Origin of the sequence: Pseudomonas sp. HN8-3, from assembly GCF_020790195.1 — a bacterium.
Lineage (GTDB): Bacteria > Pseudomonadota > Gammaproteobacteria > Pseudomonadales > Pseudomonadaceae > Aquipseudomonas > Aquipseudomonas synxantha_A.
Genome location: NZ_CP086206.1, coordinates 2102532 through 2115975 on the forward strand (window position 1 = coordinate 2102532; position 13444 = coordinate 2115975).

Sequence of the window (13444 nt, forward strand, 5' to 3'; positions counted from 1 at the left end):
TGTTTTGTGATCGAATAATCATGGCAGTTGGTGCTCCAGCGGGCCGCCCAGTACTTTGAGGTATTCGAGCAGCGCCCAGCGCTCCTGGGGCAGCAAGCCACGACCAATGACGCCATTGCCCCGTGCGCCTGCGCGGAATTCGTGACCGCTGTTGTGATTGCCGGTGATTCGGGTATCGAACAGGAAGGCATTCTTGAACGAGGCGGTTTCAAAACCCAGATGGCGTGGATCGTAGTTGAACGTGCCTTTATAGAAGGTGGTGCTGCGTTCGTCCTGGGGCGAAAGCAGTTGGTAGATCGTCGGCACCGAACCGTTGTGCAGGAACGGCGGGGTAGCCCATACGCCTGCCAGTGGTCGCGCTTTATAGGCACGCAATTCGCGCACGCCAATCGGCAGGCCGAACCCGTCCAGGCTCGGGCGCTCGGCCGGGGTCACGCCGGCAGCGCGGTAGGCATGTTCTTCGACAAAGGCGGTGACGTAGGCCAGCCCCTGGGCCACGGACATTTTTTTCAGATCCAGTGGCGCGGTGGGCGCAGGGTGTAGTTCAACATTGAGTTGGGCCAGTTCGGCCGGGTCCCATTGCAGGGCGCTGAGGTCATAACGCTGGTCGGCAATGTTGCTGGCGGTGCCGGGGTCGGTGCCGATGTAGTCCACCGGCAGCATTTTCAACTGCTGCACCGGGCGGCCATTTTCCTCGGTGACCGCGGGTATATGGCAGCCAGCACAGTTTTCGGCGAAGAGTGCGCGACCTTGTGCGGCGAGGGGTTTGTCGATGGCGCCGAACAAGTCCTCCGGCCAGGTTGGCGGCTTGAGGCGTTGCAGGGTTTCTTCGATCAGGTGCAGGTCCCGCACGCGTACGCTGGACGGGTAGCGAGCGTCGCCCTGGAGCGGTTGGCCGGCACTGTCGAAGAAGGCCAGGGTTGCGCCTACACCAAGGGCTTCACCGATATTGCGCGCCATGGGCTGCTGAGCCGAGCCATTCCACTGCACCCAGTCGAATGTCCAGATATCCCACAACTGCGGGTAGTCCACTGGGGCATTGGCGACACGATAATTGTCGGGGGAAATAGCGTCGCCAAAGCTGGCATTGGCGATGCGCCCGAAGGCGTCAGTACGACCGGGGCCTTCTTCGGTGGGATAGAGGCCGCGATGGGTATCATTCCAGGCGACTTTGAGGAACTGGTTCAGCGATTGTTTGAAGTCCTGGCGCAGCTGATTGTGCTGGGTATCGTACTGATCACCCAGGACTTTGCGGGCGAAGCGCTCGAACTTCCACGGGTTGTAATACGTAGCGGCAAGGCTGGCGACCAGGGCTTGGCCAAAACTGCCGCCCCGCAAGGTGGGTACGCTGGAGGGCAGCACGTGTTGCGCCGAGCCACCGTCGATACGCAGGGCCTGGCCCTTGAAGTGCAATTGACCGGTGTGGCAGGCCGCACAGGTGATATCCAGGTATTGAACCTGGCTGTCGGCGTTCTGGTGTCGGGCAAAACCTACCGGCAGGTTGCCAGGGTTTTGCGGGGTGGGCACTTGCTTGGGGTCGACCAGAAACCCAAAGCGCGCCAGGTACTCCGGCGCGGCAAAGCGTTGCTCGGAGAACGGCAGCTCCAGGGCCGTGAACCAATCGTAGTGCAGGCCCTTTACCTGGGTGCCCTGGGGCGTGAAGTAGTAGGTCTGGCGGTCAGCGGCACTCCATTGATCCTGGTAGTGCACCTGCTTTACTGGCACGTAGTCCGGTAGCTTGGGGTTGAGGGTGTAATAGAGCACCACGGCCAGAATCAGGCCCAGGGCGATCAGTATCAGGAGTAAAACACGGGAAAAAGTGCGCAAGATAACTATCCTTGTCGAATTGTCGCGTTGTTATGCCACTGCGCCACAGGTGCGGCAAGTAGCGATGAGCCTGCTGGCAGGCGGTCCCGCGATCCGTCGCGGTGCCCCATGATAAATGGAAATGCTTTTAAACACGTGAACTTATCAGAAGTTTCCTGCTCACATGCCGGTAGCCATTGGTCGTGGCCGCCTGATAAGCTCGCGACTTTATTCGAATGCCCTTTTGGCGCATGAACAAGGAAATAGCATGAAACAGCATCGGTTGGCGGCGGCGGTGGCCCTGGTTAGCCTGGTACTTGCGGGTTGTGATTCGCAGACCAGCGTAGAGCTGAAAACCCCGGCGCAAAAAGCTTCCTACGGCATCGGCCTGAACATGGGCAAGAGCCTTGCCCAAGAAGGCATGGATGACCTGGACTCCAAAGCGGTAGCCCAAGGCATCGAAGATGCTGTCGGCAAGAAAGAGCAGAAGCTCAAAGATGACGAGCTGGTTGAAGCCTTCGCCGCGCTGCAAAAGCGTGCCGAAGAGCGCATGACCAAAATGAGCGAAGAGTCGGCAGCTGCCGGCAAGAAATTCCTCGAAGACAACGCCAAGAAAGACGGCGTCGTCACCACCGCTTCCGGTCTGCAGTACAAGATCGTGAAGAAGGCCGACGGCGCACAGCCCAAGCCAACCGACGTGGTGACTGTGCACTACACCGGCAAGCTCACCAACGGCACCACCTTTGACAGCTCCGTGGATCGCGGCAGCCCGATTGACCTGCCGGTCAGCGGCGTGATCCCGGGTTGGGTCGAAGGCCTGCAACTGATGCACGTTGGCGAGAAGGTCGAGCTGTACATCCCGTCCGACCTGGCCTACGGCGCCCAGAGCCCGAGCCCGGCGATTCCAGCCAACTCCGTGCTGGTATTCGACCTGGAACTGCTGGGCATCAAGGACCCAGCCAAGGCAGAAGCTGCTGACGCACCTGCTGCACCAGCCGCCAAGAAGTAATCGGCGCCTGAACACACAACGCCCCGTCTCGACGGGGCGTTGTTGTTTCTGGGTAAATCCGATAGAACCCGCAGCATTGCGCGCAGTCTGATGTAAGACTCGAGCACGGGTAGCCGCACATACAGGCCAAGTCAATGAAATCTTGGGTTTTTTTTATGTGCGCAAAAAACGCCCGATCTGACTGTAAGCCTTATAGACCGTGGCTTTCAGCTGATAAAACAGGCTCTGTTCACAAGGTTATCCACAATTTGTGTGGATAACCTTTTACCTCGCCTGGAACTGGAGTGCCTGATGAAACCACCCTTCAACTTCACCCGTTTTCTGCCCATGGCCGCGCGTCTGCTGGGCCGTGGACGTTTGCCGACCTTGCTGTTTGCCGTTGCGGCCAAAGGCTCAAGCCAGGGCAATCGCCTGGGCCAGCTCAAGGATGATCTCAAATTGCTCCAGGCCCTGTGCCTGGCTTACTGGCGCGGCGAATACCGAGCGATCAGCCCCAAGGCGTTGATCTCGGTGGTGGCGGGGTTGATGTACTTTCTGAGCCCGATTGACGCGATCCCGGACTTCATCCCGATGTTCGGCATGTTCGACGACATCGCGGTGCTGGCATGGGTCATGAAGACCCTGAGCGGCGAACTGAGCGCCTTTCGCGCCTGGCGGGATGCGCAACGCCCGGAAAAACTCGCGGTGGTTGAGCGCCTCCCTGCAACGCCTGAGCTGCTGGCCCAGGAAAACCCACAAAAAAACTAATGATGCCGGGGATCCCCCAGCGACCTTCGTGGCTGTTAGGATTACACTTCTAAGGAAAGAACTTACTTAGTAAGTGTTTTTATCCTACGGGGCAGTCATGGATATTCAGATCATTTCACGCGATGGCGCACCCGAATATGCGGTGTTGCCATGGGACCAGTACCAGGCGCTGCTAAAAGCTGCCGGTCAGCAGCCACCTACACCCGCTTCTTCTCCTGCCGCCTCTGCCGCCATCGACCAGGACCTGCGACCGCTCGCAGACCTGCGCGGCCTGCGTGAAGCCAAGGGCCTGGCTATCGAGACCCTGGCACGCACGGTGGGGATCAGCCCCTCGTACCTTGGTTTGATTGAAAGTGGTGAACGCCAGCCGGATGCCGCCATTCGCCGCAGCCTGGCCTGGGAATTGGGCGTGGCAGGTTGGAGGGATGAGTCTTGAGCCTACGTATCAGCCGTCAACACTGGGATGGGTTGCTCAACGAATTGGATCAGGCGCGTCGCCAGCGCCATTTGTTGACGTACCGGGCGCTGCTTGAGCGCCTGCAATTTCCGACGCCAGCCATGCAGACCCTGGCGGCTGCCCTGGAGCACCTGGCGGCGCTGGATGCCAAGGCCGAGCAGCCGCTGCGCAGTTCCCTGGTGATCAGCCAGGGTGCCAGCCGCCTGCCACGTACCGGGTTCTTTGAGTGTGTGGAGCGTCTAGGGCGCTTCAGTGGACCCTCCGATGGCGTGGCGGCTGCGTCCTGGCACGCTTCGGAAGTGGTGCGGGTGTTCGAGTACGAATACCCGGAGTCCGCCGAGGCTTAAAGCGCTGCTGAGTACATGTCCAGGCTGTCGATCACATGGATGCTGTAGCCGGCCACGTCCTTGGCATGGTGCTTGGCTTGCGAGGCCAGTTCTGCCAACTGGCTGGCATCGAGTTGCGCACAGGCCTGTGGATACAGATGCACCACACCGATAGACAGCGATAGCAAGGCGAACTCCTGGCGCACGCCCTGACGGTTGAGTGACACGAAGCAACCAGCATCCACGTGCTCGGCGCGGTAAAAGCGTCGGCATTGGGTATGGAAGTCGTCCAGCAACTGGTTGAGCCGCTTGCGCCAATCCTGCGGGCCCAGCACCAGCAAAAAGTCATCGCCGCCAATATGCCCGACAAAGTCGCGGCTGGGGTCTACCTGGTCGTTCAGGCATTGCGCCAGGCACAGCAGCACTTCATCCCCACGCCCGTAGCCGTAGATATCGTTGAACGGCTTGAAACTGTCGATATCCACATAACAGATCAGCGACTCGCGCTGTTGCTGCAACAGCCGAGCCAGGCATTGCTGGATCGGTACGTTGCCTGGCAGCAAAGTCAGCGGGTTGGCGTAGCGCGCCTGCTGGATTTTCAGTTCGGTGATCAGCTTGAGCACGTCGATCACCCGGCCCAGGCCCAGATAGTCACCGTTCAACGTGATGATGAAATCTTCTTCGATGCGCTGCCGTGCGCGGCTGGTCAATAAACGGCTGACCTGTTGCAAGGACTGGCTCAACTCCACCGCCAGGAAATCATCGCTCATCAATCGGCTGATCGGTTTGCGCGCAAACAAGTCGGTCGCGAACGGCTTGAGCAGCGCGTCCGACAGCGAGTGTCGGTGCACAATTCCAATCGGGCGACCGCCGCCATCCAGCACCGCCAGTGAATTGAGATTGGCCTGGTGATGGAACGCTTCCAGCACTTGAGCCGTGGCGGTGTCTTGATCCACCGCTGGCTGTTCGTTCAGCAGGGCGCTGAGGTCACTGCCTTCATCGCTGAGGGCAGTCGTGGTGTTATCCGGCTTGGGCAACATCAGGCGCGCTTCCTGCGGTGTGCAAACTGCCTTGAGCCAGGATTGAGCCCAATGCATTCAGCGGTTCGGTCACGGTCATGGCGATCTCGATCGAAAAAAAAGGACCGCAGGCGTTAAGCCTGCGGTCCTTTCATTTCACGACAGAATGATGTCTATATGATGACACTGCGTGGAGCGGTCACATTAAATTGCCATCATTTACTGCTTGGCCACCTGCTTGGTGATCTTCAGGTAGTCGAGGAGGATCCGGCCAGTCTCGGCCAAGTAGGCATCATCTTCCGGTTTGGTTTTATCCGCTTCGGTCGGCAAGGCATCTTCATCTTCTTTCTTCAGCTCTTTGAGCGGATCTTCACCCTTGGCTTTGCGGCGAGTGTTTTCCAGCACCAATTGCTGATTCTCGATGCTGGAGTGCTGTGCACGGCGATCCGCTTCGTTGAGGCTGACGGTTTTCTCTTCCATCAGCTTCTTGGCCAGGGCCAGCTTGTCGCGGATAAACACGAACTCGGCATCCTTGGCAGAGCGGGTGTCGTGGTCTGCCTTCAACTGCGTCAGGAACGGCTTGAACGGATCCGACGCCGGCTTGATCGCAGGGCGGATGGTGTCCCATGGCATGGCTTCAGGCAGTGCGCTTTCGCCGATTTCCTTGGTGTCGATAATCGACGGGAAATCGATATCCGGCAGCACGCCCTGATGCTGGGTGCTCTGCCCGGAAACCCGGTAGAACTTGGCCAGCGTCAGTTTCAGCTCGCCATGGTTCAGCGGCTGAATGGTCTGCACGGTGCCCTTGCCGAAAGTCTGGCCGCCGATGATCAGCGCACGGTGATAGTCCTGCATGGCGCCGGCGAAAATCTCTGAAGCCGAGGCCGAGAGACGGTTGACCAGCAACGCCATCGGCCCCTTGTAGAAGGCGCCCGGGTTCTCGTCTTCCAACACGTCGACACGCCCATCAGCATTGCGGACCAACACGGTTGGGCCTTTGTCGATAAACAGGCTGGTCAGCTCGGTGGCTTCTTGCAGGGAGCCGCCGCCGTTGTTGCGCAGGTCGATGACCACGCCGTCGACTTTTTCTTTCTGCAGTTCCGTCAGGATCTTCTTCACGTCGCGGGTGGTGGACTTGTAGTCCGGGTCACCGGCACGGAACGCCTTGAAGTCCAGGTAGAAGGCCGGGATCTCAATCACGCCCAGCTTGTAGTCCTTGCCATCCTGCTTGAGGTTGAGGACTTTCTTCTGCACCGCCTGGTCTTCGAGCTTCACCGCTTCACGGGTGATTGACACGATCTTGCTGGTCTGGTCGTTCGGTGCGTTGGTGTGCGGAATCACTTCCAGGCGCACCACGCTGCCTTTGGGGCCACGGATCAGCTTGACCACTTCGTCCAGGCGCCAGCCGACCACATCGACCATCTCTTTGTCAGCCTGGGCCACGCCGATGATCTTGTCTGCCGGGGCGACCTGCTTGGTCTTGTCTGCCGGGCCTGCCGGCACCAAACGTACGATCTTGACCTGGTCATTGTCGCTTTGCAGGACGGCACCAATGCCTTCCAGGGACAGACTCATGTTGATATCAAAGTTTTCCGCGTTATCCGGCGACAGATAATTGGTGTGCGGGTCGTAGGACATCGCGAAGGTGTTGATGTAGGCCTGGAAGATATCTTCGGCACGGGTCTGGTCCAGGCGCGCCAACTGATTCTTGTAGCGCTTGGTCAACAATTCCTGAATGGCCTTGGGCTCTTTGCCGGCGATCTTCAAGCGCAGCACTTCGTCCTTGACGCGTTTGCGCCACAGGTCGTCCAGCGCTGCCGTGCTGGTCAGCCAAGGGGCATCCTTGCGATCCACCAGAAGGGTTTCCTTCTGGGTGAAGTCGAGCTTGTCGATGCCTTTGTTCAGCTCACCCAGGGCGAAGTCCAGACGCGCTTTGACGCGGTCCAGGTAACGCTTGTAGATGGTGAAGCCGGGCTGCAGGTCGCCGCCTTTGAGGAAGTCGTCGAACTGCGTCTTCCACTTGTCGAACTCAGCGATATCGCTGGCCAGGAAGTAGCTGCGCGACGGATCCAGCAGCTTGAGGTAGCTGTCGTAGATGATCACCGAGCGAGCGTCGTCCAGCGGCGGCTTGCTGTAGTGATGGCGCTTGAGCAACTCGACAACGTTAAGGCTGGCAATCACCTCATCGCGATCAGGCTGAAGGTTGTCCCAGCTATTGGCTGCGAACGTATTGGTCGACATCGACGCGAAGCCGAGACCAATGAAAAAAGCGAGGGCGGTACTGGGGAACAGATGCTTCATGCTGATTCGACGCGGGGGCAATTGATAACGCATATTAGGCCGTCTTTGAGGGAGCCGGTTCCATATGGTCCGGTCGCATAATGCAAAAAGCCCGACGCTACTGCTACGGGCTCAGTCCAGACTCACTATGGAGGCACTGTGAAAGCATTGCAAGGCGTTGAGGGGCATGTGGAGGGTTAGAAGAACCCAGTCCTACATTCGATGTAGTCCATATTGCCAACAGCCTGACCGAATCCTGGATTGAAATGCAGTCAGTGTGGAGCTGGCTTGCCTGCGATAGCGGTGCACCAGATGAAGAATTCTTCACTGTTGCACCGCTATCGCAGGCAGGCCAGCTCCCACAGGTTGATCTCTATTGATTCAGGTCCAGTGGTGGATCGGCCAGCCGGCCTGTTCGGCGTGGGCGCGCAACACCGGGTCCGGGTTCACCACCTGCGGGTGGTCGACCTTGAGCAATAGCGGCAAGTCATTGCGCGAATCCGAGTAGAAATACGCCCCCTCCAGCGTTTCTCCTTCCTGCTCCAGCCATTCCAGCAGGCGCGTGATCTTGCCTTCACGATAGGTCAGCACGCCTACGGTGCTGCCGCTGTACACGCCGTGGCCGACGTCCAGGTTAATCCCCAACACTTCTTCAATACCGATACGCGCCGCAATCGGCGTGACCAGGTGAGTGCCCGAGGCGGAAATCACCAGGATCCGGTCGCCATTCGCACGGTGGCGGGCGATGGTCATGGTGGCGTCGCTATAGATCAGCGGCTCGATCACGTCCTCGACCCACGGCTCCACCAGATGCTCGATTTCTTCCGGGGTGCGGCCGATCATCGGCTCCAGGCTGAAGTCCATGAAGTCTTCCATGCGCAACTCGCCTCGGCTGTAGGCGTCCATCAATTCGTTGTTCCTGCGCATGAACGACTCAGGGTCTACCCAGCCCAGGCGGCCCATCTGTTCGCTCCACAGGGTGGCGCAGTCGCCGTGGATCAGGGTGTCGTCCAGATCAAAAATTACCAATGCCATCCGTCATGTTCTCTCTCAATAGGTCGCTGCCTGTCAGGCTACTTCACACAGGGCGCTGGGGTCGATGGAAAGTGCCAGGCGCTGGCCGTCCGGGTGCAGGTCGTCGGCCGAGCGATTGAGTACGTCGACCACCAATTCCACGCCACGGGCTTCGATGCGGTAGCGAATCACGTTACCCAGCAAGCTGTGGCTGCGCACCAGCGCATCGAGCTCGCCGCTGCGGCTCAACTCGATGGCCTCGGGGCGAATGGCAATGCGCCCCTTGATTGGCCGTTGCAACAACTGGCTGGCCTTGTCGGCATCGAGCAGGTTGTAGTTGCCGATAAAACCGGCGGCAAACACATCCACCGGGGCGGTATAGAGGGTTTCGGCATCGCCGCTTTGCACGATCTTGCCCTGGTTCATCAGAAAGATACGGTCGGACATGGTCAGGGCTTCCTCCTGGTCATGGGTCACAAAAATCGTGGTCAGCCCCAGTTCGCGCTGGATCTGGCGGATCTGTTCGCGCAAGTGCTTGCGAATACGTGCATCCAATGCCGACAGCGGTTCATCGAGCAACAGCAGGCGCGGGCGGGTCACCAGGGAGCGGGCGAGGGCGACGCGCTGGCACTGGCCGCCGGACATCTGGTGCGGATAGCGGCCGGCCAGTTCCGTTAGCTCAACCAATTGCAGCACTTCCTGCACGCGCTTGTGGCTGTCGTCGGCGTTGACCTTTTGCATGCGCAGGCCGAACGCGACGTTCTGCTCCACGGTCATGTTGGGGAACAGCGCGTAGCTCTGGAACACCATGCCGATCTGACGTTTCTGCGGGCTCAGGGGCACGATGTCCTGCCCATCCAGCAGGATTGTGCCGCTGTCTACCGAGGTTAACCCCGCGATGCAACGCAGCAGGGTGGACTTGCCGCAACCGGACGGGCCGAGCAGGGTGACGAACTCGCCCTTGGCGATTTCACAGTTGATATCGCTGAACACTGGCGTGCCGGTGTAGCTTTTTTGCAGATGTTGGACGCTGACGAAGCTCATTGGCTTTTGTCCTTGTTCAAGATATTGGCGGCCCAGGTCAGCACCAGCACAAAGAAGAAATAGGAGATCACAACGGCACTGGTGAAGTGGCCGCTGCTGTTGCGCATGTTGTTGAGGTACACCTGCAGGGTCTCGTAGCGCGTGCCGACGAGGATGTTGGCGAACACGAACTCACCGAACAGGAACGAGAACGACAACAGCAATGCCACCATCAGGCCTTTGCGCAGGTTAGGCAGCACCACCAGGATCGCCGCTTGCCAGGTGCTGGCGCCGAGCAGTTGCGAGGCGTCCATCAGGTCGCGCAGGTTGATGGCTTGCAGGTTGTTGGTGATCGCCCGGTACATGAACGGCAGCGCCACGGTGAAGTAGCAGCCGATCAGAATCCACGGCGTACCCACCATCGCCAACGGCCCGGAACCGTACAGTTGCAGCAAACCGACTGAAGACACCACCGGCGGCACCGCGAAGGGCAGCAGAATCAGAATGTTCATCAGCGCATCAAGCTTGGGAAAGTGGTAATGCACCACGAACAGCAGCGGCAAAATCAATACCACCGAAAGGATCAACGCGCCCACACACACCAGCAACGATTGCCCGAACGCCATCAGAAAGCGCGGGTCGCTCCACAGCTGTACGTACCATTTCACGCTGAATCCGGCGGGCAGGATAGTCGCCGACCAACTGCTGGAGATCGAGTAGACAAAGGTGCCGATCAGCGGCAGTACCAGAATAAGGAACAGCAGGTACACCACTACCCGATGGTAGAGGGAGGCCGGGCCGGCATCAGCGCGAGACATGGTAGCTCCTCTTGAGCAGCAGTTGATGGACCACGGTGACCACCGTCATCAGCGCCACCAGTACCACGGCCAGGGCGCTGGCCATGTTCGGGTCCAGCGACACATCACCAGAGACCAGCCCCGCGATGCGGATCGGCAGCACGTTGAAGTTGCCGGTGGTCAGGGCGTAGACCGTGGCGTAGGCGCCAAGGGCGTTGGCCAACAGGATTACGAAAGTGCCAAGCAGGGCAGGGGTGAGCACCGGCAAGCCGATATGTCGCCAGAACTGCCAGCCATTGGCGCCGAGCAGCGCAGCCGACTCACGCCAGTCTTCGCGCAATGCATCAAAGGCCGGGTAGAGCAACAGCACACCAAGAGGAATCTGGAAGTAGGTGTAGAGGATGATCAAGCCGGTCTTGGAGTACAGGTTGAAGTCCTGAATGATCCCGGCCTGCTTGAGCATGATGGTGATGCTGCCGTTGAAGCCCAGCAGGATGATGAACGCGAAGGCCAGGGGCACGCCGGCGAAGTTGCTGGTCATGTTGGCAAACGCTGTGACGAAGTTGCGCAGCGGCGAATCCACCCGTCGCAGTGAGTAGCTGCCCAGGGTTGCGATGATGATGCCGAAGATGCTGGAGTAGAAACTGATCTCCAGGCTGAGCTGAATCGCCTGCCGGTAGAACTTCGAACTGAAGATCCGTGTGAAGTTTTCCAGGCACCAACCGGCCTCTTCGGTTTGCAGGCTGTTGATCAGCACCCATACCAGCGGCGCGATCTCGAACACGATAAAGAACAGTGCGAAGGGCACCAGGCACAGCAGGGCCAGCCATTTGCCGCGGGTCATCGAATTCACTTGAGCAACTCCCGGCACACCGGTTTGTCGTGCGGCACGCCAAGCAGCTCGCAGACGGTACCGCACAGATCGGTTTGTTTCGGCGCGGCGTCAGCATCCAGGCTGAAGGCGTCACCGAGGACAAACAGCGGCACTTCGCGCTCTTGCGGCAATAGGCCGTTGTGAGAGCGGTCGTTGTTCATGCCGTGGTCGGCCGTGACCAGCACCTGGTAGCCGGCGTCGAGCCAGCCTTGCAGGTAGTCGGCCAGGATAATGTCGGCCGAACGGGCGCTGTTGCGGTATTGCGCGGTGTCGAGGCCATGCTTGTGGCCGGCATCGTCGATATTCATCGGATGCACCAGCAAAAAGTTGGGCGCGTGCTTGAGCCGCAGGCTCTCGGCATCGGCGAACAGGTGGGAGTCCGGATAGTGGTCAGTCCAGTAGAAATGCCCGTGCTGGATCGCCAGTGCCTTGTTGTCGGTGTGACGATCGCGGGCGGCGAGAAAGGGCGTGCGGTTATACAACTCGCTGACCCAGTGGTAAGCCGCCGCAGCGGTGCTCAAGCCGGCGTCGGTGGCGTAATTGAAAATGCTGCGCTGGTTGGACAGGCGCGAGACGTTGTTATGGACAATGCCGCTGTCAATCGGTGGCACGCCGGTGAGGATGCATTCATACAACGGGCGGGACAGGGCGGGCAGTTCGCATTCCAGTTTGTAGAGGGCTGCGCGTCCTGCGCCGACGTAGGCCTGCAAGTGTCCCATGGCGTGCTGGGCGACCTCGAAGTTCAGGCCGTCGAGCACGACAAGGATGACAGTGTGCTTCATGGGGGCTGGGGCTCCGCGACAGATGGGCAGATATCGTTTTTTCGGTTGAAACCGGATCAAATGTGGGAGCTGGCTTGCCTGCGATGGCGGTGTATCAGTGGACACCAATGTTGAATGTCAGACCGCTATCGCAGGCAAGCAAGCTCCCACACTGACCGCACTTCGATCAGAGAGACCGATTACTTCATCTCTACGATGACCTGCTCGTTCCACATCTGCGGAAGCTTCTTGGACGTCGCTTCCCAGGCATCGGCATCTTTGATCGGCTGCGGGTTGGCCTTGGTGTATTGCTCGCCCGGGATCAGGTTCTTGGCGATATCGGCCGGCAGCTTCAGGTCGGTTTCTGCACGGATCGGACGCGCATTGCCCTTGGCCAGGTTGAGTTGGCCTGCATCGCTGAAGATGTATTCGCGGGTCAGCTTGGCGGCGTTCGGGTGCTTGGCGTATTTGTTGATGATGGTGGTGTAGCCCGATTTCACCGAGCCATCCGATGGAATCAGCACCACGTAGTCATCCGGGTTGGCCATCTTGGCTTTGTAGCTCAGGCCGTTGAAGTCCCAGACAATGCCAACTTCGACTTCGCCTTTTTCCATGGTGGCGATGGTCGGGTTGGACAGTGAGAGGCGACCTTGCTGGGCGATCCTGGTGAAAAACTGCAGGCCCGGTGCGATGTTTTTCTCGTCGCCCTTGTTGGCGATAGCGGCGGCGAGTACCGCATTGGAGGCTTGGGCTGCGGTGCTTACATCACCCACCGACACCTTGTATTTGCCGGTTTGCAGGTCGGCCCAACTGGTCGGGACTTCGGAGCCGTGCAGCAGTTTTTTGTTGACGATAAACGCGATGGTGCCGGTATAGGCCAGGGCCCAGTGACCGTCCTTGTCTTTTGCCCAATCCGGAACCTGCGCCCAGGTGGAGGGTTTGTATGGCTGGGTGACTTCCTGCTTCACCGCGATCGGGCCGAAGGCTGCGCCCACGTCACCGATATCGGCACTGGCGTTGTCTTTTTCGGCTTTGAACTTGGCGATTTCCTGGGCCGAACTCATGTCGGTGTCGATGTGCTTGAGGCCGTAGGTCTTGGCCAGGTCTTCCCAGGTGCCTTTCCAGTTGGCCCAATCATCGGGCATGCCGACGCTGTTGACGGCGCCTTCCGCCTTGGCGGCGGCTTCCAGGGTTTTTAGATCGGTATCAGCGGCCATGGCGGCGGTGCACATGGCAATGGTCGAGCCTAACAGTGATGCCAGGAAAAGCTGTTTCATCCGAAGCTCCTTTGGGCGTTTTACACGCGGCGTTTTATACGAACGTTGGCGAGG

General features: G+C 59.2%; 12 protein-coding genes and 1 pseudogene. 4 read left to right on the forward strand and 9 right to left on the reverse strand.

Annotated elements, in window-relative coordinates; genetic code table 11:
* Positions 1 to 18 precede the first annotated feature (18 nt).
* Entirely contained in the window at positions 19 to 1827 is a 1809-nt protein-coding gene (locus LJX92_RS09435) for a di-heme-cytochrome C peroxidase (protein ID WP_148852238.1), read from the reverse strand.
* 247 nt (positions 1828 to 2074) lie between these two features.
* On the opposite strand from LJX92_RS09435, the gene LJX92_RS09440 reads away from it, so the two are divergent.
* The 4 genes from LJX92_RS09440 to LJX92_RS09455 all read left to right on the forward strand — a co-directional run bounded on the left by LJX92_RS09440 (position 2075) and on the right by LJX92_RS09455 (position 4366).
* Entirely contained in the window at positions 2075 to 2815 is a 741-nt protein-coding gene (locus tag LJX92_RS09440; protein WP_005786709.1) for an FKBP-type peptidyl-prolyl cis-trans isomerase, read from the forward strand.
* A 291-nt stretch (positions 2816 to 3106) separates the two neighbouring features.
* Positions 3107 to 3562: a YkvA family protein gene (locus tag LJX92_RS09445; RefSeq protein ID WP_005786711.1), complete on the forward strand. Its 456-nt coding sequence runs from the start codon at positions 3107 to 3109 to the stop codon at positions 3560 to 3562.
* Positions 3563 to 3659: 97 nt separating this feature from the next.
* A complete protein-coding gene (locus LJX92_RS09450) occupies positions 3660 to 3998 on the forward strand; it encodes a helix-turn-helix domain-containing protein (protein ID WP_005786712.1) in 339 nt (112 codons plus the stop codon).
* Entirely contained in the window at positions 3995 to 4366 is a 372-nt protein-coding gene (locus tag LJX92_RS09455; protein ID WP_005786715.1) for a hypothetical protein, read from the forward strand. The genes LJX92_RS09450 and LJX92_RS09455 overlap by 4 nt, the downstream gene beginning before the upstream one ends.
* On the opposite strand, the pseudogene LJX92_RS09460 reads toward LJX92_RS09455, so the two are convergent.
* The 8 genes and pseudogenes from LJX92_RS09460 to LJX92_RS09495 all read right to left on the reverse strand — a co-directional run.
* A pseudogene (locus tag LJX92_RS09460) lies at positions 4363 to 5403 on the reverse strand (GGDEF domain-containing protein); the annotation flags it as partial. The gene LJX92_RS09455 and the pseudogene LJX92_RS09460 sit on opposite strands and share 4 nt — an antisense overlap.
* A gap of 180 nt (positions 5404 to 5583) precedes the next feature.
* Positions 5584 to 7665 (reverse strand): carboxy terminal-processing peptidase, encoded by a 2082-nt coding sequence (locus LJX92_RS09465; RefSeq protein ID WP_228309648.1) that lies wholly within the window; start codon positions 7663 to 7665, stop codon positions 5584 to 5586.
* 360 nt (positions 7666 to 8025) lie between these two features.
* The gene (locus LJX92_RS09470; RefSeq protein ID WP_148852237.1) at positions 8026 to 8679 is read right to left on the reverse strand and encodes an HAD family hydrolase; all 654 of its coding nucleotides are present in this window, start codon (positions 8677 to 8679) and stop codon (positions 8026 to 8028) included.
* A 33-nt stretch (positions 8680 to 8712) separates the two neighbouring features.
* Entirely contained in the window at positions 8713 to 9702 is a 990-nt protein-coding gene (locus LJX92_RS09475; RefSeq protein ID WP_032876992.1) for an ABC transporter ATP-binding protein, read from the reverse strand.
* Positions 9699 to 10499, reverse strand: coding sequence for an ABC transporter permease (locus LJX92_RS09480; RefSeq protein WP_032876990.1), 801 nt, complete (start codon positions 10497 to 10499; stop codon positions 9699 to 9701). The genes LJX92_RS09475 and LJX92_RS09480 overlap by 4 nt, the downstream gene beginning before the upstream one ends.
* A complete protein-coding gene (locus LJX92_RS09485; protein WP_228309899.1) occupies positions 10486 to 11322 on the reverse strand; it encodes an ABC transporter permease in 837 nt (278 codons plus the stop codon). The genes LJX92_RS09480 and LJX92_RS09485 overlap by 14 nt, the downstream gene beginning before the upstream one ends.
* Before the next feature lie 5 nt (positions 11323 to 11327).
* On the reverse strand, positions 11328 to 12134 hold the full coding sequence (locus LJX92_RS09490; RefSeq protein ID WP_103735455.1) for an alkaline phosphatase family protein: 807 nt from the start codon (positions 12132 to 12134) through the stop codon (positions 11328 to 11330).
* Positions 12135 to 12313: 179 nt separating this feature from the next.
* Entirely contained in the window at positions 12314 to 13390 is a 1077-nt protein-coding gene (locus tag LJX92_RS09495; protein ID WP_005786727.1) for an ABC transporter substrate-binding protein, read from the reverse strand.
* Positions 13391 to 13444: the final 54 nt, after the last annotated feature.